The organism is Litchfieldella rifensis, from assembly GCF_042646605.1.
Classification (GTDB): domain Bacteria; phylum Pseudomonadota; class Gammaproteobacteria; order Pseudomonadales; family Halomonadaceae; genus Litchfieldella; species Litchfieldella rifensis.
Genome location: NZ_JBHRUG010000027.1, coordinates 346,042 through 365,745 on the forward strand (window position 1 = coordinate 346,042; position 19,704 = coordinate 365,745).

17 protein-coding genes and 1 pseudogene are annotated in these 19,704 nt (G+C 64.9%); 9 read left to right on the forward strand and 9 right to left on the reverse strand.

Translation table 11 applies throughout. From position 1 onward, the window contains the following. Window positions 1–9: 9 nt before the first annotated feature. The 5 genes from ACFOEV_RS14180 to purU are packed head-to-tail and all read left to right on the forward strand — an operon-like array spanning window position 10 to window position 6,229. The gene (locus ACFOEV_RS14180) at window positions 10–1,260 is read left to right on the forward strand and encodes a sarcosine oxidase subunit beta family protein (protein WP_386775012.1); all 1,251 of its coding nucleotides are present in this window, start codon (window positions 10–12) and stop codon (window positions 1,258–1,260) included. A 12-nt stretch (window positions 1,261–1,272) separates the two neighbouring features. Next, a complete protein-coding gene (locus ACFOEV_RS14185; RefSeq protein ID WP_386775014.1) occupies window positions 1,273–1,635 on the forward strand; it encodes a sarcosine oxidase subunit delta in 363 nt (120 codons plus the stop codon). Further along, the gene (locus ACFOEV_RS14190) at window positions 1,632–4,682 is read left to right on the forward strand and encodes a sarcosine oxidase subunit alpha family protein (RefSeq protein ID WP_386775016.1); all 3,051 of its coding nucleotides are present in this window, start codon (window positions 1,632–1,634) and stop codon (window positions 4,680–4,682) included. Before ACFOEV_RS14185 ends, ACFOEV_RS14190 begins: the two co-directional genes overlap by 4 nt. Further along, window positions 4,675–5,310 (forward strand): sarcosine oxidase subunit gamma, encoded by a 636-nt coding sequence (locus ACFOEV_RS14195; protein WP_386775018.1) that lies wholly within the window; start codon window positions 4,675–4,677, stop codon window positions 5,308–5,310. Before ACFOEV_RS14190 ends, ACFOEV_RS14195 begins: the two co-directional genes overlap by 8 nt. 52 nt (window positions 5,311–5,362) lie before the next feature. Then, entirely contained in the window at window positions 5,363–6,229 is an 867-nt protein-coding gene (gene purU, locus ACFOEV_RS14200; protein ID WP_386775019.1) for a formyltetrahydrofolate deformylase, read from the forward strand. 29 nt (window positions 6,230–6,258) lie between these two features. On the opposite strand, the gene ACFOEV_RS14205 is transcribed toward purU, so the two are convergent. Both ACFOEV_RS14205 and ACFOEV_RS14210 read right to left on the reverse strand, forming a co-directional pair. Continuing rightward, entirely contained in the window at window positions 6,259–7,200 is a 942-nt protein-coding gene (locus ACFOEV_RS14205) for a sucrase ferredoxin (protein ID WP_386775021.1), read from the reverse strand. After that, window positions 7,197–8,051, reverse strand: coding sequence for an ABC transporter ATP-binding protein (locus tag ACFOEV_RS14210; RefSeq protein WP_386775143.1), 855 nt, complete (start codon window positions 8,049–8,051; stop codon window positions 7,197–7,199). Before ACFOEV_RS14210 ends, ACFOEV_RS14205 begins: the two co-directional genes overlap by 4 nt. Before the next feature lie 107 nt (window positions 8,052–8,158). On the opposite strand from ACFOEV_RS14210, the gene ACFOEV_RS14215 reads away from it, so the two are divergent. The 3 genes from ACFOEV_RS14215 to ACFOEV_RS14225 are packed head-to-tail and all read left to right on the forward strand — an operon-like array spanning window position 8,159 to window position 11,164. Further along, window positions 8,159–9,121 (forward strand): ABC transporter substrate-binding protein, encoded by a 963-nt coding sequence (locus ACFOEV_RS14215; RefSeq protein WP_386775023.1) that lies wholly within the window; start codon window positions 8,159–8,161, stop codon window positions 9,119–9,121. 4 nt (window positions 9,122–9,125) lie between these two features. Further along, a complete protein-coding gene (locus ACFOEV_RS14220; protein ID WP_386775025.1) occupies window positions 9,126–10,130 on the forward strand; it encodes a FecCD family ABC transporter permease in 1,005 nt (334 codons plus the stop codon). Continuing rightward, entirely contained in the window at window positions 10,127–11,164 is a 1,038-nt protein-coding gene (locus ACFOEV_RS14225; RefSeq protein ID WP_386775027.1) for a FecCD family ABC transporter permease, read from the forward strand. Before ACFOEV_RS14220 ends, ACFOEV_RS14225 begins: the two co-directional genes overlap by 4 nt. A 125-nt stretch (window positions 11,165–11,289) precedes the next feature. Here the strand turns inward: ACFOEV_RS14225 and ACFOEV_RS14230 are convergent, their stop codons facing one another. From ACFOEV_RS14230 to ACFOEV_RS14245, 4 genes are all read right to left on the reverse strand, one after another. Next, window positions 11,290–13,428, reverse strand: coding sequence for a TonB-dependent receptor (locus ACFOEV_RS14230; RefSeq protein WP_386775029.1), 2,139 nt, complete (start codon window positions 13,426–13,428; stop codon window positions 11,290–11,292). Window positions 13,429–13,685: 257 nt separating this feature from the next. Continuing rightward, on the reverse strand, window positions 13,686–15,671 hold the full coding sequence (gene fhuB, locus ACFOEV_RS14235) for a Fe(3+)-hydroxamate ABC transporter permease FhuB (RefSeq protein WP_386775031.1): 1,986 nt from the start codon (window positions 15,669–15,671) through the stop codon (window positions 13,686–13,688). Continuing rightward, on the reverse strand, window positions 15,661–16,554 hold the full coding sequence (locus tag ACFOEV_RS14240) for an ABC transporter substrate-binding protein (RefSeq protein ID WP_386775033.1): 894 nt from the start codon (window positions 16,552–16,554) through the stop codon (window positions 15,661–15,663). Before ACFOEV_RS14240 ends, fhuB begins: the two co-directional genes overlap by 11 nt. A gap of 70 nt (window positions 16,555–16,624) precedes the next feature. Beyond that, window positions 16,625–17,392, reverse strand: a complete 768-nt coding sequence (locus ACFOEV_RS14245; protein WP_386775036.1) for an ATP-binding cassette domain-containing protein — start codon at window positions 17,390–17,392, stop codon at window positions 16,625–16,627. Between the two features lie 263 nt (window positions 17,393–17,655). Here ACFOEV_RS14245 and ACFOEV_RS14250 point away from each other — a divergent pair, with 263 nt between their 5' ends. Then, window positions 17,656–18,267 carry a superoxide dismutase gene (locus tag ACFOEV_RS14250; protein WP_386775038.1) on the forward strand — a complete coding sequence of 204 codons (612 nt, stop codon included), beginning with the start codon at window positions 17,656–17,658 and terminating at the stop codon, window positions 18,265–18,267. Between the two features lie 36 nt (window positions 18,268–18,303). Here the strand turns inward: ACFOEV_RS14250 and fhuF are convergent, their stop codons facing one another. The 3 genes and pseudogenes from fhuF to ACFOEV_RS14265 all read right to left on the reverse strand — a co-directional run. Beyond that, window positions 18,304–19,035 carry a siderophore-iron reductase FhuF gene (gene fhuF, locus ACFOEV_RS14255; protein ID WP_386775039.1) on the reverse strand — a complete coding sequence of 244 codons (732 nt, stop codon included), beginning with the start codon at window positions 19,033–19,035 and terminating at the stop codon, window positions 18,304–18,306. A 115-nt stretch (window positions 19,036–19,150) separates the two neighbouring features. Further along, entirely contained in the window at window positions 19,151–19,276 is a 126-nt protein-coding gene (locus tag ACFOEV_RS14260; RefSeq protein WP_386775041.1) for a hypothetical protein, read from the reverse strand. 56 nt (window positions 19,277–19,332) lie between these two features. Further along, a pseudogene (locus tag ACFOEV_RS14265) lies at window positions 19,333–19,542 on the reverse strand (TonB-dependent receptor domain-containing protein); the annotation flags it as partial. Between the last annotated feature and the right edge of the window lie 162 nt (window positions 19,543–19,704).

A 19,704-nucleotide genomic window follows, 5' to 3' on the forward strand; every position in this document is an offset into this window, starting at 1 on the left:
AGAAGTAGCATGCAACGTTATTCAGGCTTCGGGCTGGTCAAGCACGCGCTGAGCCACCACGAGAACTGGCAGCGCCAGTGGCGTAACCCCACGCCCAAGAAAGAGTACGACGTGATCATCATCGGCGGTGGCGGCCACGGCCTGGCCACCGCCTACTACCTGGCCAAGGAGTTCGGCGTCAGGAACGTGGCGGTGATCGAGAAGGGCTGGCTGGGCGGCGGCAATACCGCGCGCAACACTACCATCGTGCGTTCCAACTACCTGTGGGACGAGGCGGCGGCGCTGTACGAGCACTCCATGAAGCTGTGGGAAGGCCTGTCGCAGGACCTCAACTACAACGTGATGTTCTCCCAGCGTGGTGTGTTGAACCTCGGCCACACCCTGCAGGACATGCGCGACATCCAGCGCCGGGTCAACGCCAATCGCTTGAACGGTGTCGACGGCGAGGTCCTCGATGCCAAGGGCGTCCAGGAGATCGTGCCGATCCTCGATTGCTCCAAGCGGGCCCGCTATCCGGTGATGGGCGCCTCCTGGCAGCCGCGCGGCGGCGTGGCGCGTCACGACGCCGTGGCCTGGGGCTACGCCCGTGGTGCCGATGCGCACGGGGTGGACATCCTGCAGCAGACCGAGGTCACCGGCTTCAAGATCCAGGACGGCAAGGTGCTGGGCGTACATACCAACCGTGGTGACATCGGCGCCAAGACCGTCGGCTGCGTGACCGCCGGCAACTCGGGGGTGTTGGCCAAGATGGCCGGCTTCAAGCTGCCCATCGAATCCCACCCGCTGCAGGCACTGGTGTCCGAGCCGCTCAAGCCGATCCTCGACACCGTGGTGATGTCCAACCACGTCCACGGCTACATCAGCCAATCCGACAAGGGCGATCTGGTGATCGGCGCCGGCATCGACGGCTACAACGGCTACGGCCAGCGCGGCAGCTATCCCACCGTGGAGCACACCCTGCAGGCCATCGTCGAGATGTTCCCGATCTTCTCGCGGGTGCGCATGAACCGCCAGTGGGGCGGCATCGTCGACACCTGCCCGGACGCCTGCCCGATCCTGTCGAAGACGCCGGTCAAGGGGCTGTTCTTCAACTGCGGCTGGGGCACCGGTGGCTTCAAGGCCACGCCGGGCTCGGGCCATGTGTTCGCCGCGACCCTGGCCAAGGGCGAGCCGCACCCGATTGCGGCACCGTTCAGTATCGACCGTTTCCATAGCGGTGCACTGATCGACGAACACGGCGCCGCGGGTGTCGCGCACTAAGGAGGCTTCAACATGTTCTATATCCACTGTCCTTACTGCGGCGAACACCGCGAGGAAGAAGAGTTCCACGCCAAGGGCCAGGCGCATCTCATGCGCCCCGCGGACCCCGATACCTGCACCGACGAGGAATGGGGCGATTACCTGTTCTTCCGCGACAACCCGCGCGGTGTCCACCATGAGTTGTGGGTGCACGCCGTCGGTTGCCGCAAGTTCTTCAATATCACGCGGCACACGGTGACCTACGAGATCCTCGAGACCTACAAGATGGGCGAGCAGCCGTCGATCACCGCCGAGAATTATTCCCCTGCCTCGGCACAGCCGCAGCAGGAACAGGGCGCGTCTCAGGTCGCCAAGACAACAGGAGCCCGGGCATGAGCCAGTCGCTGAAACAGCCGAATCGTCTCGCCGAGGGCGGGCGCATCGACCGCCGCCAGGTGTTGACCTTCACCTTCAATGGCGAGACCTACCAGGGCCATACCGGTGATACCCTGGCCTCGGCCTTGCTGGCCAACGGGGTCGACATCGTCAACCGCAGCTTCAAGTACTCGCGCCCGCGCGGTATCGTCGCCGCCGGTGCCGAGGAACCCAATGCCGTGGTCCAGTTGGGTAGCACCGAGGCCGCCCAGGTGCCCAATGTGCGGGCGACCCAGCAGGCGCTGTACGACGGTCTCAGCGCGCGCAGCACCAATGGCTGGCCGAATGTGCAGCGTGACCTGATGGGCCTGGTCGGCAAGCTGGGTGGCAAGTTCATGCCCCCCGGCTTCTACTACAAGACCTTCATGGCCCCGGCCTCGCTGTGGATGACCTACGAGAAGTACATCCGCAAGAGCGCCGGCCTGGGCCGTAGCCCCAACGAGTCGGATCCGGACATCTACGATCACCTGCATCGCCACTGCGACGTGCTGGTGATCGGTGCCGGCCCAGCGGGCCTGGCCGCGGCGCTGGCCGCCGCGCGCAGCGGGGCGCGGGTGATCGTCGCCGACGAACAGGAAGAGATGGGCGGCTCGCTGCTCGACAGCCGCGAGTCGCTCGATGGCGCGCCGGCCGAGCGCTGGGCCGCCGATGTCGTGAATGAACTCGCGGCGCTGGACAACGTGACCCTGTTGCCGCGTACCACCGCCAACGGCTACCACGACCATAACTTCGTGACCCTGCACGAGCGGCGCACCGAGCATTTGGCCGACATCGCCCCGCGCCACAACGGGCGTCGTCAGCCACGGGCGCGCCTGCATCGCGTGCGTGCCGGGCAGGTCATTCTGGCTACCGGTGCCCACGAGCGCCCGGTGGTGTATGCCAACAACGACGTACCGGGCAATATGCTGGCCGGTGCCGTCTCCACCTATATCCGCCGCTACGGCGTGGTACCGGGCAACAAGCTGGTGCTGACCACCAGCAACGACCACGCCTACCGTGCCGCCCTGGACTGGGCGGACGCCGGTCGCGACGTGGTCGCCATCGTCGATGCCCGTGCCAATCCGGAGGGGGAGTGGGTCGAGGCCGCCAAGGCCAAGGGCATCCGTATCATCCCCGGCAGTGCGGTGATCGAGGCCAAGGGCGACAAGCGCGTCAGCGCGGCGCGCGTGGCCAAGGTCGATCTCGACAGCTTCAAGATCACCGGTGGCGCGGAAGAGCTGGCCTGCGACACCATCGCCAGCTCCGGCGGTTATAGCCCGGTGATCCACCTGGCGTCGCACACCGGTGCGCGTCCGACCTGGAACGAGGAACTGCTGGGCTTTGTACCGTCACTGGTCAAGGGTGTCATCGCCACGGGTGGCGCCCAGGGCGTCTACGCGCTGGGTGAGACCCTGGCCGATGGCGTGGCCGCGGGGACTCGCGCTGCCGCTGCCTGCGGCCACCAGGCGCCCGCCGTGACGCTGCCTCGGACCGTGTCTGTGAAAACGGGGCTGGCCTGTGCGCTCTATCAGGTGCCGCACGAACAGCCGACGCTGCGCGCGCCCAAGCAGTTCGTCGACCTGCAGAACGACGTGACCGCCTCGGGCATCGAACTCGCGACCCGCGAGGGCTTCGAATCGATCGAGCACGTCAAGCGCTATACCGCCATGGGCTTCGGCACCGACCAGGGCAAGCTCGGCAACATCAACGGCATGGCCATCGCCGCGCGTTGCCTGGGCCGCTCGATTCCCGAAGTGGGCACCACGGTGTTCCGTCCCAACTACACGCCGGTGACCTTCGGCGCCATCGTCGGCCGTCACTGCCGTGAGCTGTTCGACCCCGAGCGCTACACCGCCCTGCATCAGTGGCACGTGGAAAACGGCGCCGAGTTCGAGGATGTCGGCCAGTGGAAGCGCCCCTGGTACTACCCGCAGACCGTCAAAGGCAAGCAAGAGACCATGCACGAGGCGGTGGCGCGCGAATGTCGCGCGGTGCGCGAGTCCGTGGGCATCCTCGACGCCTCGACCCTGGGCAAGATCGATATCCAGGGGCCGGATGCGCGTGAATTCCTGGGTCGCATCTACACCAACAAGTGGGAAAAGCTCGCTGTCGGCAAGGCCCGCTACGGCCTGATGTGCAAGGACGACGGCATGGTCACCGACGACGGCGTGACCACCTGCCTGGGCGACAACCACTTCCTGATGACCACCACCACCGGGGGCGCCGCGGCGATCCTCGAATGGCTGGAACTGTGGCATCAGACCGAATGGCCGGAACTCGAGGTCTATTTCACCTCGGTCACCGACCACTGGGCGACCATGACTATCACCGGCCCCGAAGCGCGCCATCTGCTCGCCGAGATCACCGATATCGATCTCGATCGCGACGGCTTCAAGTTCATGGAGTGGCGCCAGGGCCAGGTCGCTGGGGTGCCGGCACGGGTCTTCCGCATCTCCTTCACCGGTGAGCTGACCTACGAGATCAATGTCCAGGCCAACTACGCCATGCACGTGTGGAAGACGCTCTTCGAGCACGGCGACAAGTATGGCCTGACGCCCTACGGTACCGAGACCATGCACGTGCTGCGGGCGGAGAAGGGCTTCATCATCGTCGGCCAGGACACCGATGGCTCGGTGACCCCGGAAGACCTGGGCATGCAGTGGTGCGTCGGCTACGACAAGCCGTTCTCGTGGATCGGCAAGCGTGCGCTGTCGCGCCCCGACACCAAGCGCAGCGACCGCAAGCAGCTGGTCGGGCTCAAGCCCAAGGACCCCAAGGTGGTGCTGGAAGAGGGCGCGCAGATCGTCTTCGATCCGAGCCATGCGATCCCCATGCCGATGGTCGGCCATGTCACGTCGAGCTACTACAGCCCGACGCTGGACTCCGGCTTCGCCCTGGCGGTGGTCAAGGGCGGCCAGCACAAGATGGGCGAGACCGTCTATCTACCCATGGCCGATGGCAAGACCCATGAGGCCGAAATCGTCAGCCCGATCTTCTACGATCCCAAGGGAGAGCGCCAGCATGTCTAAGGTCGCCGTCTTCGATACTCGCACCGAGGCCAATATCCCGGTCGAATCGCCACTGGCCTACTCGTACCAGCGCTCAGGGGGCCCGACCGCCGGCGCGCAGAGCGCGGTGACGCTCAAGGAGCGGGCCTTTCTCGGCCATCTGATCCTGCGCGGCGGTGCCATTACCCTCGATGAGGCCCTGCGCGACGTGCTGGGCATCAACCTGCCCGGCCAGCCCCAGGGGCTCGCGCTCGATGCCTCCGGCGAACGCTCCATCCAATGGCTGTCGCCCGACGAATGGCTGGTCATCGTCCCCGCTGGCGAGGAGTACGAGCTCGAGAATCGCCTGCGTGAGCGTCTCGGCGATGCCCATTACAGCATCGTCAATGTCGGCGGCGGCCAGACCGTACTGGAGCTATCCGGCGAGAAGGCCCGCGAAGTGCTGATGAAGTCGGTGATCTATGACGTCCACCCCAGCCACTTCCCGGTCGGCCGGGGCGTGACCACGGTCTTCGCCAAGGCCACCGTCATCGTGCGCCGCCCCAGCGAGGACCGTTGGGAGCTGGTGGTGCGGCGCAGCTTCGCCGACTACTGCTATCGCTGGCTGCTGGATGCCGGCGAGGAATACGGCATCGGCGTCGCAAAATGAGTGTCAGGCCGGGGCATGCCCCGGCCTTTTGCCATATAAGGAGGCGTTTCTCATGAGTCCCCCTTCCGATACCTGGATCATCGCCGCCCAGTGCCCCAGCCGCCTGGGCACCGTGGACGTGGTCACCCGTTTCCTCAAGGAAAGCCGTTGCTATATCACCGAGCAGCACTCCTTCGACGACCGCCTGGGGGAGCGTTTCTTCATCCGCGCCGAGTTCCGGCCGCTAGACGATGACTTCGACGATGAGGCCTTCCGCGCGGCCTTCGCGCCGCGGGCCGAAGAATTCGACATGACCTTCGAGCTGACCCCGCCGGGCACGCGGATGCCGGTGGTGATCCTGGTCTCCAAGGCCGATCACTGTCTCAACGACCTGCTGTATCGCTATCGCATCGGCCAGTTGCCGATCGAGATCCGCGCCGTGGTCTCCAACCACCCCGATCTCGAGCCGCTGGCGGCCTGGCATGACCTGCCGTACTACCATTTCCCCATTACCCCCGACACCAAGGCCGAGCAGGAAGCCCGGGTGTGGGGCGTGATCGAGGAGACCGGCGCCGAGCTGGTGATCCTGGCGCGCTACATGCAGGTGCTGTCGAGCGAGATGTGCGCGAAGCTCGCCGGGCGGGCGATCAATATCCACCACTCGCTGCTGCCCGGCTTCAAGGGCGCCAAGCCCTACCACCAGGCCTACGACAAGGGCGTCAAGCTGGTCGGGGCCACCGCCCACTACATCAACGATGACCTCGACGAGGGGCCGATCATCACCCAGGGGGTGGAGCCGGTCAGCCACGCCGACTATCCCGAGGACCTGGTCGCCAAGGGGCGCGATATCGAATGCCTCACACTGGCGCGGGCCGTGGGCTACCATCTCGAACGGCGGGTGTTCCTGCACGCCAAGCGCACGGTGGTGTTTGCCAAGTAGGAGGTCTCTCCGAGCGTGGAGATTCCGATCTACACGCTCTGGTCCACGCTGGCCAGTGCCGTGACCTGCGTCGCACGCCAGACCTTGCTGGGTGTCGCGCCGTCGCCTGCGTAGTCGGCGCAGGTGTCGTGTCGGATGAGTTCATATTCGACACAGGTCACCACCAGTCGGCCTTGCCGACCGGCGGTTTGCCAGCGAACCGGCACGCTCAGGCGGTTGCCCTCGGCGATGGCGCTTTCGCTTTCCACGCTCACCTCGCCTCTCAGCCCGCGTGCCTGCAGCCACTCCAGCGCGGCGACCTGGGCACACTGTTCGGGCGGAGAAAGCCGGGAGTCGCCGCGGTAGCACGGCAGATAGGGCTGGCCGGTAGCTTCGGCCCGCAGCAGGCCGGGGATGTCGTCGATCCCGATGCGGCCGTACTTTCGCAGCTGGGGAAAAATGATGGCGCTGGCCGCCAGGCGGCAACCTCCCAGGTGGGTGCTCTCCCACACATCGAAGGCGTACTCATGGTGTTGGGCTTCGTCGGCGATCGCCTGGTAGGTGCGATAGCCGAACTTGGCGCAGCACTTGTCCTTCCTGCCATGGGTGCAGCACAGGATCATCGAGCCATGAACGGTCCCGGTCTGCCAGCGTTCGAGAGTCGCTCCGTCACGCAAGGCATGCAGAAAACTGGCCAACTCCTCGCGTGGCACGTCATGGCTCCGGCACTCCGGCATCAGGAAGATGCGATGTACATGGCTGGGCTGTCCCTGGCGGTGGATCAGGTTGACTCGACGACCATGCGCGGCGATGTTCTCGATCAGCGCAGAGACTTCCGCCGGCATGTCGCTGGCCTCGCGCAGGCTGCGCAGCCATTTGGCGCGTGGCCAGCTGATCAACAGGTTGCGTTCGGCATGGGAAGCCGTGCCGACCAGGGGGTCGCCGATGGCGGCGCTTTCCTGGGCACAGAAGCGTCTAGGCATGGCGGTCATGGGGGAATCATGGTCGTCGGTGCGTGATGGGCGAGTCCCACGTCGATCCGAGTGGAAGTCGTCGAGCCGGCCAGTGTCGGTACGCAGACCAATCGCTGGGTATGGGGATCGCGGATGACATGCGCATCGAGATCGAAGACCTGCTTGAGATGGGTGGCGGTGAAGACCGTCTCGGGAGTGCCACCGTGTTCGATGCGCCCCTCGCGCATCATCACCAGCACGTCGGCATAGGCCGCGGCCAGGTTCAGGTCGTGCAGCACCACCAGCAGGGTGCGTCCCTTGTCGTGGGCGAGTCGCACCAGCAGCTCCAGCAGGTCGACCTGCACCTTCAGGTCGAGAAAGGTCGTCGGCTCGTCGAGCAGGATCAGGTCGGTTTCCTGGGCCAGCACCATGGCGATCCAGCAGCGCTGGCGCTGGCCGCCGGACAGGTCGTCGATCGGGCGGTCGGCGAACTGGGCGACATTGGCGGTGGCCATGGCATCGACCACGGCGCGCTCGTCCTCCGACGACCATTGGCGCCATAGGTGTTGATAGGGAAAGCGCCCCAGGCAGACCAGTTCGCGCACCGTCACCCCCTCCGGCGCCGAGGGCCCTTGGGGAAGGATGCCCAGCTTGCGCGCGACATCGCGGGTGCGGCTGTGATGGATATCCTTGCCGTCGAGCAACACTTGTCCGCGCTCGGGGGCGAGTGTGCGCGCCAGGGTCTTCAACAGCGTCGACTTGCCGCTGCCATTGGGCCCCAGCAATACCGTCACCCGGCCGTCTTCCACGCGAAAATCGACCTCGCTGAGAACGCGATGGCCCTCATAGCCGGCGGTGAGCCGTTCGCCTTGTAGTCGGGTGCCGGTCATGGCCTGCTGCACTCTCATGAAAAGTGAGAATCATTTGTATTTTGGCGCGCAAGTGTGGCATTGTCTGCGCCCTTCTGTCTACTGTCGCTCCCGTAGGGAAGCCGCTCATGATGCGACCGATGCAAGTTCTCCAGAAGGTCAGTGGGTGCCTGGCTGTGCTGGTACTACTGGCACTGGCAGGCTCGAGTCAGGCCGAAACGGTGCGCACGGTCGAGCATGCCTTCGGTGAAACCCGCATCGAAGACAGGCCGCAGCGCCTCGTGACACTCTACCAAGGGGCCACGGATACGGCCGTGGCGCTGGGCCTCGAGCCGGTGGGCGTCGTCGAGTCCTGGGTGGAAAAGCCCATGTACCGTTACTTGCGTGGCGGCTTGCCGGAAGACGTCCGCTATCTGGGGCTGGAAACCCAGCCCGATCTCGAGACCGTCGCCTGGCTCGCGCCGGATCTGATCGTCGGCGCCCGTTATCGCCACGACGCGGTCTATCCGCTGCTGTCGCGCATCGCCCCCACGGTGGTGCCGGACACTGCCTACGATTTCAAGGCCATGCTCAGGCTGATGGGGGAGGCGACCGGCCGTGAGCGGCGAGCCCAGGCATTGCTCGATGACTGGGAGGCGAGGGTGGCCGATTTCCGGCGCCGGATCGCGGCGGCGCTCGGCGAGGCCTGGCCACAGGAGGTCGCGGTGGTCAGCTTCCGCAGCGACCACGCACGTCTCTACTATGACGGGTTCGCACGCAGCATCCTCGACGAGCTGGGCTTCCAAAGCCCCGACGCTCAGCAACAGTCGGGGTGGGGCATCAAGTTGACCAGCCGCGAGAGCATTTCGGCCATGGATGCCGATGCCATCTTCGTGTTCATGCGCGACTCGGACCCTGCCGTGGCCGAGACCTATCGCCAGTGGACCCAACACCCGTTGTGGCAAAACCTGAAGGCGGCGCGACAGGGGCGGGTCTACCGGGTCGACCCGGTGATCTGGAGCATGGGGGGCGGGATTCTGGCCGCCAATCGCCTGCTCGACGCACTCTATGCCCACTATGGCCTGGAACCGGGCCGCGAGACGCAGGAGTGACCAGGTGCTGAAGACACGCACGGCAAAGGTGCTGGGCCTGCTGTCGGGTGGAGTGCTGACACTCGGGGCCTGGATCGCCAGCCTGGCGCTGGGGCATACCGATATCGCCCCGACCACCCTGGTGGATGCCTTCTTCGCCTATGACCCGGGGTCGACGCAGCACCTGATTCTGCGTACCGAGCGTCTTTCCCGTGCGGTGATCGCCGCCCTGGTCGGCGCCAGTCTGGCGGTGGCGGGGGCACTGATGCAGACGCTGACCCGTAATGCCCTGGCCGCACCGAGCATCCTCGGCATCAATGCCGGTGCCATGTTCTTCGTCGTGGTGGCCAGCACCTGGTTCGCTCTGCATACGCCGTTGGCTTTCGTCTGGGCGGCCTTTCTCGGCGCCGGCGTCGCCGCGCTGCTGGTCTATTTGCTGGGACGGGAGGGGCAGCAGGGGGTTTCGCCGGTGCGCGTGGTGCTGGCCGGGGTCGCCATCACCGCACTGTTCGTCTCCTTCGCCCAAGGGCTGCTGATCGTCAACCAGGAGCGCTTCGAGAGCATTCTATTCTGGCTGGCCGGCTCGGTGTCCGGTCGCGGCCTGGAGATGGTGACGCCATTGCTGCCGCTGTTTTGCGGTGCCGCCATTCTCTGCGCCGCGCTGACGCGCCAGCTCAACGTCCTGGCCCTCGACGACGAAGTGGTCAAGGGACTGGGGCAGCGTTCCGGCCAGGTCAAGCTGCTGGCGGGGGTGGCGGTCATCGTGCTGGCCGGCGGGTCGGTGGCGGTGGCCGGCATGATCGGCTTCGTGGGGCTGATCGTACCGCACATGGTGCGCAGCCTGTTCGGTCGCGATCACCGCTGGGTGCTGCCTGGTTGTGCCTTGCTGGGCGCCGGGCTGCTACTGGTCGCGGATACCCTGGCTCGCTTCCTGATGCCTCCCGAGGAGGTGCCGGTGGGGGTGATGACGGCCCTGCTGGGTACGCCGTTCTTCCTCCATCTCGCCCGTCGTAGGAGTCAGGCGCTATGAGTCGACCGATCGTGTGGCGTAGCGCCAAGGGGTACCTGGCATTGCGGCTCGATCGTCGCACCCTGGCGGTGACGGCCGTGTTGGGGCTGGGACTTGTCGCCAGCGCCTTCCTGTCGCTGTGTCTGGGCAGTCATCCCACTTCACCGACGGCGGTACTGGAGGCGTTGCTGTTTCCTGCGCATAGCGACATTGCGCTGATCGTCCATGAGATCCGCCTGCCGCGGGTACTGCTGGCGGTGATGGTCGGGGCATCCCTGGCGGTGGCCGGTCTGATCCTGCAGGGCCTGGTACGCAATCCGCTGGCGTCACCGGATGTCATCGGCATTACCGGCGGCGCCTCGGTGGCTGCCGTGCTGTTCCTGACGCTGGGAGGGGCGGCGCTGGGCGAGTCGTGGTTGCCGGTGGTGGCGATGGGAGGGGCATTCCTGGTTGCCCTGGGAATCATCGCCCTGGCCTGGCAGCGTGGCGTGACCCCGGCGCGCCTGGTGCTGATCGGTATCGGTATCGCCGCGGCGCTGGGCGCCATCACCACCCTGACGATCGTGCTGAGCCCGGACACGACGGCGATGCGCGCCTATGTATGGCTGACCGGGAGTCTCTATGCGGCGCAATGGCGCGAGGTGGTGGGGATGCTGCCCTGGATGGCGGTCTGCCTGCCTCTGGCACTCAGCCAAGCCCGGCAGTTGGATGTGCTCGCCTTGGGCGACGACCTGGCCACCGGCCTAGGGAGTGCCGTGCAGGGCAGTCGCCTGGTGCTGCTGCTGCTCAGTGTGGCACTGGCCGGCTCGGCGGTGGCCTTCGCCGGTGGCCTGAGCTTTATCGGGCTGATCGCTCCACATATCGCCCGTCGCCTGGTGGCGCGCGGCTTTACCGGGCTGGTATCGGTGACGGCGCTGATCGGCGCCCTGATCCTGCTCTACGCCGACTTGTTAGGGCGGATCGCCTTTACGCCCCGCGATTTGCCGGCGGGGATCTTCGTCGCCGGCATCGGGGCGCCGCTTTTTGTTTATCTGCTGTATCGCTGGCGCCACTGAGAAAACAAGTCCAGTTCGATATTCGGCCCCAGGTGGTGGGCGCCTTCGCTATCCAGCCATCACCATGAAAAAGGCGATGACCGCCTGGTCACCGCCTTTTGATCCTCCTTCTGGGCGAATGCCGATCAGAAGTCGAGCTGGTAGCCCACCGTGAAGGTCCGGCCGCGTCCCTTGAAAAAGTATTCGTCGCTGATGCGGGCGGCTTGAGAGTAGTAGGTGAAGTAGTCCTTATCCGTCAGGTTCTCGATCCCGACGCTCATGCGGCCGAGCGGCAGTTGATAGGCCAGAGAGGCGTCGACCAGGCCGTAACCGTCGAACTCCAGCTCTGGGTCGTCGACGCTGCGGTCGAAGTAGTAACTGGTCTGCAGGTGGGTCGAGAGGACATCGTTCCAAGCGGCGCTCCAGGCCAGACGCAGGGTGTCGGGCGCGATATTGATGCCGGTCAGCTCGGTATCGACCTTGCCATCGCCATCGGTGTCCGACTCGCCCTCGGCATGGGCGTAGGAGAGGCGCAGGCCGTGGGCGTCGCTAAGCTGGATTTCACCGCTGAGTTCGACTCCCTGGATCTCGGTCTTCTCGCGATTGCCGACGAAGACGCCATTTTCCTCGCTCAGACGCTCGCCCAAATCGGAGTTGGACTCGTAATAGCTTAGTTCGAAACGATAACGGTCCCAGTCGAAACGAGCGCCAATCTCGCGATTGTCAGTGACGATGGGCTGCAATTGCAGCAGGGTGTCGACGTCCTGGCCCGGCGCTGAGATGCCGCGTAACGCCCGGCCCACATCCGGCATGCCGAAGCCTTCCGAATAATTGGCATACAGCTGTGCCCAGGATGTCACCTGATAGACGAGGCCGGCGTTGAACAGGGTTTCGTCGAAGTCCGGCTTGCCGCCGTCGACGGTGACGTTGTCCTGGGTGACGTTGCTGCGGTCGATGGTCGAGAAGGTGTCGACGTCGAGTTCGGCGTATTCGTGGCGCACCCCGGAGTGCACCGTCAAGTTGTCCAGGAGTGCGTAATCCCCCTGCAGGAAGACGGCATAGTTGCGAAACTGCGTCTCGGGGACATAGATGCGATCCGTATGCACCAGCATTTGCCGGGTCTCGTCCTGCAGTACATCGAGACCGGTGGTCAGGGTCAGGCGGTCGTTCAGCAGACCATCCCGGCTCAACGTGAATTTGCCGCCCAGCTTGTCGGACTCGTTGCGGGTCTGGTCAAAGAGGGTATTGCCCGCCTCATCGACATAAGGGAAGAAGGGGGTCGTCGCGAACTGGGCGCGAAAGCGCTGACTGTAAAGCTTGGCATCCAGGTCATTGCCGAACCAATCGGCGTGGGAATAGTCCAGGCTAAGCGTCGTCACGTCATTGTAGCCCGGGTCCCCATCGGGATTTCCCTTGCGGGCCGAGGTCGGGATGCCGGCATCCCGATCGCCGATGACCGGTACGTAGTCGTGATTGCCTTCCAGTTCGAAGTGATTGGCGGAAACGTTGATGTTCTGGTTGTCGTCGATCCAATAACCGAGCTTGGCCAGCAGGTCGTAGCTGGAAGAGTTCTGGATTTCCCCCGGATAGGCGATCCCGACGAGCTCATCGTTGCCGTCGAAGAAGACCCCTCGCTCCTGCTGGGTCGCGGCGGCGAGATAGTCCCAGTTACCGCTTTGGCCGCTGACCTGGTAATCCAGCTTGTGACCGAAGCCTTCCGACTCGAGATCGTCGTCGCTGGTGAGGCTGACCCCGGCATGCTGGTTGACTCGTCCACTGTCGGCACGCTTGGTGACATAGTTGATGATCCCGCCGGTCGCCCCCAGGCCATGCTCGGCGCTGGCACCGTGAATGACCTCGATACGTTCGACCATGCTCAGGTCGATGGTGTAGCTGTCGCGAGCACTGTCACGCAGAGGGTTGGTTTGGGGAACGCCATCGACCAGGAACAGCGGCGAACGCCCGCGGAAGGTTTCGCCAGCATTGGAGAGTTTCTGCCGGCTCGGGGAATAGGAGGGAATCAGATTGCTGAGCACCTGGCCGGGATCATTGGTAATGGCCAACTGCTGCTCGATCTGCTCGTGAGTGATGATGGTGATCTTCTGCGGCGTTTCGCCGGCGACGCTCTTGTTGCGTGTTGCGGTCACCACCACTGGCGATAGTTCGCTGGTGGCCGCGGTGTCGGCAGTCCGTTCCGTGGCGGACTGCGCGAGTGCCATGGAGGGCAGGGCGGAAAGAACGGCGGGTATCAGCCAAGTAACGCGGGGCTGCCTAGGAGATGACATGGGTGTCCCTTGCATGATCCGTGGTGTAACGGTTGTCTCTATTTTTCTATGAGCCGGTGATGTCACCGTCATAACAGCGCCGGTAATGATAATGCTTCTCGTTTTTATATGCAAATTCAAACAATAGTGTTTTGTATTGGGTGTGGGCCGGCGGTTGCAGCATAACGGCAACAACGTGACGAAGAAGGCGTCTTGAAACGACGACGCCCGGTCAGTTCATCGTGGCCGGGCGACGTCGTCCATGAGGCAGAGAGGGGCTACAGCCGCCTCAGCCCCCACATGAAGTAGGCGCCACCCAGCAGCGCGGCGACCAGGCCGGCGGGAATCTCCTGCGGGAACAGCAACTGGCGGCCCAGCCAGTCGGCGAGCACCATCAACAATGCCCCGACCAGGGCCGCACCGAGCAGGTGGGCCCGAGCGCGGGAGAAGCCCAGCAGCCGTGCCATATGCGGTGCCAGCAGGCCGACGAAGGAGAGTGGGCCCACCACCAGGGTGGCGCAGGCGGTCAGCAAGGCCACCAGCAGCAGCAGGGCCAGGCGCGCGCGGTTGAGCCGCATGCCCAGGGCGCGGGCGGTGGCGGCGCCCAGCGGCAGGATATCCAGCCAGCGGGCGAAGGGGCGTGCGGCCAGGGCCAGTACCACGGCCAGGGCGGCGACGATCAGGGCACTGCTCAGGTCGACGTAGTAGGTGGAGCCAGACAGCCAGGCGATGACCTGCTGGCCGCGCGGGTCGCCGCCGCTGAGCACGATGCTGCGTACGGCATCGAACAAGGCGGTGATCGCCACCCCGGTCAGCAACAGGCGCTCGGGGAGAAAGCCACTGCGCTGGTTCAAGGTCACCAGCAGCGCCAGGGTCGCCAGGGCTCCCAGGGTGCCGGTGGCGACCAGCGTCAGGTTGCTGGGTGAGGGCAGCAGGAAGATGGCCCCGATCAGGGCGATGGCGCTGCCGCCGCTGATGCCCAGGATCTCGGGGCTGGCCATGGGGTTGGCGGTGAGGCGCTGAACCACGGTGCCGGCGATGGCCAGCATCAGGCCGCTGCCGGCGGCGGCCAGCAAGCGCGGCACACGCCACTCGAGTACGTGCCACTGGGCGGGTGACAGCCACTGCCAGCCCTCGCTACCCTGGCCGGCGAGCAGGGCGACTGCCGCCGTCAGCGACAATGCCAGGGCGAGCCATGTCGCCAGGCGCCCGGGAGCCGGGTGACGGTGGCCGATGGCATGGGCCATGCCGGGAGGCTGGTCGCCGGTAAGCTTGAGTCGTGGGATCAGCCACAGCAGTAGCGGTGCCCCCAGCGCGGCGGTCGTCGCCCCGGTGGGAATCAGCGTCGGCAACGCACCGGAATAGCGCTGCAAGAGCAGGTCGGTGGTGGCCAGCAACAGGGCTCCGAGCACGGTCGACCATAGCAGACGCGGGCCCAGGCGCCGGGCGCCCGCCAGGCGCACGATATTGGGTGCGGCCAGCCCGATGAAGCCGATCACCCCAACCACGCTGACCACGCAGCCGGTGACGAATACCGCGAGCCCCAGCCCGACCAGGCGCAGGTGCTTGAGCGACACGCCCAGGCTGCGGGCGCTGGCGTCGTCGAGCTCGAGCACCGCCAGTGGGCGCAGCAGCAGCCAGGCCAGCGCGGCACCGATCGCGAGCCGCGGCCACAGGAAGGCAACGCCATCCCAGCCGTTCTGCGACAGCGACCCGGCACCCCAGATCAGCAGCCCCTTGAGCGCTTCCTGATGGAAGAGCAGCAGTGCCATGCCCAGCGCGCCGAAATACAGGTTGACCACCAGCCCGGCCAGCACCACCACCATGGGGGCCAGGCCACGACGCCAGGCGAGGGTGAATACCAGGCCCATGGCCAGGCCGCCACCAAGTAGCGCCACCCACTCGCGGCCGAAAACCAGCAGCCCGGGCGCCATCAGGGTGGCGACCATCAATGCCAGATTGGCGCCGCTGGCCACGCCCAGCGTGGTGGGAGCGGCCAGCGGATTGCGCAGCACCTGTTGCATCAGCACGCCGGCCAGCGCCAAGCCACCACCGGCGAGTAAAGCGATGGCCAGGCGTGGCCACCAGCTGTAATGCAACAACAACCAATCGCTATCCCGGTCAGGCGAGACGAACAGGGCCTGAAGACCCTCGATCAGACCGTCGTGTGCCTGCAGGGTGGCCAGTGCCAATCCCAGCAGAGGCAGTGTCAGTAGCAGGCAGGTGCGTCCCGGGGTCAGCAAGGGGAAGGGCTTAGGCGTCATCGCTGCCCTCCAGGGCCGTGACCAACTGTTCGGCGAAGCGCCGCGCCGAGGGCAGGGCACCGAAGCTCCAGACCGGCGGCAGGGTGATCCGGGTGCCGTCGCGCACGCTAGGCAGGTGTTGCCACAGGCCACTGCTGGCGAGCTGCTCCTCAACGCCCACCGGCAGCGGCTCCACCACCACCAGGCGTGCGTCGATGTCGAGCAGCGCCTCGATGCCCACCAGCGCAAAGCCCCAGTAGTTGGTGGGGCGCTGCCAGGCGTTGTCGAGTCCCAGGCGGTCGAGAACCGCCTCGTAGAGTCCGTTGTTGCCGAATACCCGCACATGGCGCGAATCCATGAATTGCACCAGCAGCAGCGGAGCCTGGTCGTCGTCGAGTCGCTCGCGCAGCGAGGCGAGACGGGCCTCGGTATCGTCGACCAGGCGCTCGCCGGCGGCCGGGCGTCCGACCAGGCGCGCGATTTGGCGTGTGAGTCTGCACATCTGCTGCCAGGTATCGCCCTCCGGCGTATAGAGAGCCAGATTCTCTACCGGCGCGATCCGTGACAGACGAGGTGTCAGGTTGGCGAACATCGGCGAGATCAGGATACGGTCGGGCGCGAGGGTGGCCAGCAATTCGAGATTGGGCTGCGTTCGCAGGCCGAGATCGGTGACGCTCGACGGTAATGCCGGTTCGCCGACCCAGTCACGGTAGGCCTCGGTCTGGGCCACGGCCTGAGGCGCGACTCCCAGGGCCACGAGAGTCTCGGCAATGGTCCAGTCCAGCGTGGCGATGGCCGGGGAGTCGGCGCGAGAGGCGTGCGCGGGGATCAGCAGTAGCAGCAGGACCAGGCCGGACAACCAGGCCGGGACGGTGTTGCGGGGCACGGGAACAGGGGTGGGCAAGACAGGCTCCGCCGGTGATTCAAGGGGCTGACAGGAAGCAGGCACGGCACGCGATCCAGGCACGATGGGATCAATGCACGACGGCGATGGGATGTTCTCCGCCGGGATGGGGCATGACCCGCATGGGGATCCCGTAGATGGCCTCCAGGGTGTCGTTGTCCATCATTTCTGCGGGCGAGCCTTGGGCCAGCAGGCGGCCGCTGTGCAATGCCACCAGGTGATCGCAGTAGCGCGCCGCCATATTGACGTCGTGCAGTACGATGATCACGCCCAGGCCCAGCTCGCGGCATAGCTGGCGCACCAGCGCCAGGACTTCCACTTGGTGGGCGATGTCCAGCGCCGCCAGCGGCTCGTCGAGCAGCAGGAAACGGCTGCCCTGGGCCAGCAGCATGGCCAACCAGACGCGCTGACGCTCGCCACCGGAAAGGGTGTCGACCAGGCGCTCGGCGAAGTCCTGAGTGTGGGTCAATTCGATGGCGCGTTCGATCTGGGCCCGGTCCTTGGACGTGAGCCGGCCCAGCAGGCCATGCCAGGGGTAACGGCCGAAGCCCACCAACTCGTGCCCGGTCAGGTTCTCGGCACTGGGCAGGTGCTGGGGCAGGTAGGCTACCTGGCGGGCAAACTCGCGGCTGCCCCAGGCGGATAGCGGTCGATCGTCGAAGTGGATTTCGCCGCGACTGGGACGCTGTTGCTGGGCCAGCAGCTTGAGCAGGGTCGACTTGCCGGAGCCGTTGTGACCGATCAGGCCATAGACCCGTCCTTCCACGAAGGTCAGGTCGGTGGGATGCAACAGGCATTTGCCGTTGACCTCGAAGGTCGCGGCATTGACGTCGAACATGATGGGCTCCGCATCGCCGTGAGGGTGGCGATCCCGCTGGTTCCTGGACGTATCACCGGCGGTAGCCGGTGACAGTACCCGAAGGAGAATAAGGCAAATAATAATGCTTATCAATAGTGTTGTTGCTGGCGTATCGATGCAGTGACGCTATATAAGATGATAACGGTTTCTATTAGCGTTAGTCGCGATGCTCTGCCATCCTTTCAGATGAGGCAACGGTGGTTGCAATCCCTTTTGGTTCTGTTCACGGAGGAGTCATCATTATGCCGCATACACTACCCGAGTTGCCGTATGACTATGACGCACTGGAACCGCACATCGATGCCATGACCATGGAGATTCACCACTCCCGGCATCACCAGACCTACGTCAACAACCTCAATGCCGCGCTCGAGGGCACCGGGCTCGAAGAGTTGCCGGTGGATGATGTGATCGCCAATCTGGACCGGGTGCCCGAGGAAAAGCGCCAGGCGGTCATCAACAACGGCGGCGGACATTCCAACCACTCGAAATTCTGGAAGATGATGTCGCCGCAGGGTGGTGGCGAGCCGCAGGGCAAGGTGGCCGAAGCCATCAATAACGAACTGGGCGGCTTCGATGCCTTCAAGGATGCCTTTACCAAGGCGGCACTGGGACGCTTCGGCAGCGGCTGGGCGTGGTTGAGCGTGACGCCGGAGAAGAAGCTGGTGGTCGAGAATACGCTGAACCAGGACAGCCCGCTGATGCACGGCAACACGCCGGTCCTGGGGCTCGATGTCTGGGAACATGCCTATTATCTGAAGTACCAGAACAAGCGCCCCGACTACGTCGCTGCCTTCTATAACGTGATCCATTGGGCCGATGTGGAACGTCGCTACGAGGAAGCGATGTCCTGATACTCTCTTTGCCGCGGCCACCCCGGCCGCGGCCTGCTATGCACGAACCCTTCCGTCGCATCCTTCCAACGGACAATTGCCGCAATAAGTCAGCTCCGGCAGCAAGTAACGCAGACAGCACAGCTTGCGCACGCGTTGCACCTCGTTATGCGGCGATTCGATGTAGCGTACGGGGCGAAACAACGGATTGCGCCGACCATCCGGATAATGGCGACTTTCCAGCAACAGGCGTGCTTCCTCAGCGGTGCCAGGGCTTGCCATCGGATGCTGGTCGACGACGCTGACGAAGTGTTCGAAGACATTGCCGGCGTTGCTCCAGAACACCCGTGGCGAGGCTCCGGACAGCGCGGACAGCACCTCGATCAGCGGTGCCAGATGCCGATCCAGCAAGGTCGCGAAGCGGGTGAAGGCGCCGAGAGCCGGGAGTGGCGTTCCCTCATGCTCCAGGCACAGTCGCTCGGTACGCCCTTCGGCAGTCAAGATCACCTGCACCCGTTCGAGCGCCAACGGCAGGTCGCGTTCGAGCAGCAGATTGGCGGCCAAAGCGGGGGTGAGCAAGGCACTGAAGTGCCACTTCGACCACAGCGAAGCCACTGCACGGCGATCACCCTGCCGGTACTGGACGGCGAATCGGTCGAGCAGTTCCTCCAGCCGTTGGGGTATCAGCAAGTCGGCGGCTGGCATGGCCTGGGCAGGCACCGTCGACAGCAGCGGCGGGATCAGGGCTTCCAGAGGGCCGACATAGAGCCGGGATAGGGCGGTGATCATGAGGGCCGGATAGCGAGGAAATGGAAGGCCAGCATAGAATAAATGCGAATCGTTATCAAATGATTCCCGTTGCCGTTCTTTGTCCGGCGGCATCCTCGCCAGCCGGGTCGGTGGATCAGAACTGGTAGCTCAGCGTGGCGGTCACATTGCGTTCCTCGCCGAAATAGCAGTAATTGAGGTCATAGCAGGAGGCGATATACTCCTCGTCGAGCAGGTTGTTGGCGTTGAGTCGCGCCTCCATGCCGGTGAGGCCGAAGCGTCCCAGGTCCAGGCCTGCGAGCGGATCGCGCCGATCGCCCGGTAGAAGGGTTCAGCGGGGCGCTTGGTGGCGACGTTCTCCTGATCGATATGGAATAGGGCCGCGCTGAACTGGCTGTCGCTACCCCGGGGCTGATACTTCAGGCCCATCTCGTACTGGCTGCCCTCGGTGGGCTCGAGCGGGTCAACATTTTCGTCCGCATAGCTGTTGGGGTTGAACGACTCGAAATAGCTCAGATAGGGCGCGATGCCGTGGCAGCAGCGAGGTGGACTCGTAGTGCTGCAGCACGTCGAGGTCCGATGTGGTCAGCCTGATGCCGGGGCGCAATTCGAATTCTTCCACTTGTCCCTGGACGACGGCGCGCCGTTCGCGGGAACCAAGCATGGGAATCGATAGTCGATGCCATAGTG

Bases quoted from the DNA above. Each gene is read 5' to 3' on its own strand.
- ACFOEV_RS14180 (WP_386775012.1), top strand. From the start codon at position 10: ATGCAACGTTATTCAGGCTTCGGGCTGGTCAAGCACGCGCTGAGCCAC.
- ACFOEV_RS14185 (WP_386775014.1), top strand. From the start codon at position 1,273: ATGTTCTATATCCACTGTCCTTACTGCGGCGAACACCGCGAGGAAGAA.
- ACFOEV_RS14190 (WP_386775016.1), top strand. From the start codon at position 1,632: ATGAGCCAGTCGCTGAAACAGCCGAATCGTCTCGCCGAGGGCGGGCGC.
- ACFOEV_RS14195 (WP_386775018.1), top strand. From the start codon at position 4,675: ATGTCTAAGGTCGCCGTCTTCGATACTCGCACCGAGGCCAATATCCCG.
- purU (WP_386775019.1), top strand. From the start codon at position 5,363: ATGAGTCCCCCTTCCGATACCTGGATCATCGCCGCCCAGTGCCCCAGC.
- ACFOEV_RS14205 (WP_386775021.1), bottom strand. From the start codon at position 7,200: ATGACCGCCATGCCTAGACGCTTCTGTGCCCAGGAAAGCGCCGCCATC.
- ACFOEV_RS14210 (WP_386775143.1), bottom strand. From the start codon at position 8,051: ATGACCGGCACCCGACTACAAGGCGAACGGCTCACCGCCGGCTATGAG.
- ACFOEV_RS14215 (WP_386775023.1), top strand. From the start codon at position 8,159: ATGATGCGACCGATGCAAGTTCTCCAGAAGGTCAGTGGGTGCCTGGCT.
- ACFOEV_RS14225 (WP_386775027.1), top strand. From the start codon at position 10,127: ATGAGTCGACCGATCGTGTGGCGTAGCGCCAAGGGGTACCTGGCATTG.
- ACFOEV_RS14230 (WP_386775029.1), bottom strand. From the start codon at position 13,428: ATGTCATCTCCTAGGCAGCCCCGCGTTACTTGGCTGATACCCGCCGTT.
- fhuB (WP_386775031.1), bottom strand. From the start codon at position 15,671: ATGACGCCTAAGCCCTTCCCCTTGCTGACCCCGGGACGCACCTGCCTG.
- ACFOEV_RS14245 (WP_386775036.1), bottom strand. From the start codon at position 17,392: ATGTTCGACGTCAATGCCGCGACCTTCGAGGTCAACGGCAAATGCCTG.
- ACFOEV_RS14250 (WP_386775038.1), top strand. From the start codon at position 17,656: ATGCCGCATACACTACCCGAGTTGCCGTATGACTATGACGCACTGGAA.
- fhuF (WP_386775039.1), bottom strand. From the start codon at position 19,035: ATGATCACCGCCCTATCCCGGCTCTATGTCGGCCCTCTGGAAGCCCTG.
- ACFOEV_RS14260 (WP_386775041.1), bottom strand. From the start codon at position 19,276: ATGGAGGCGCGACTCAACGCCAACAACCTGCTCGACGAGGAGTATATC.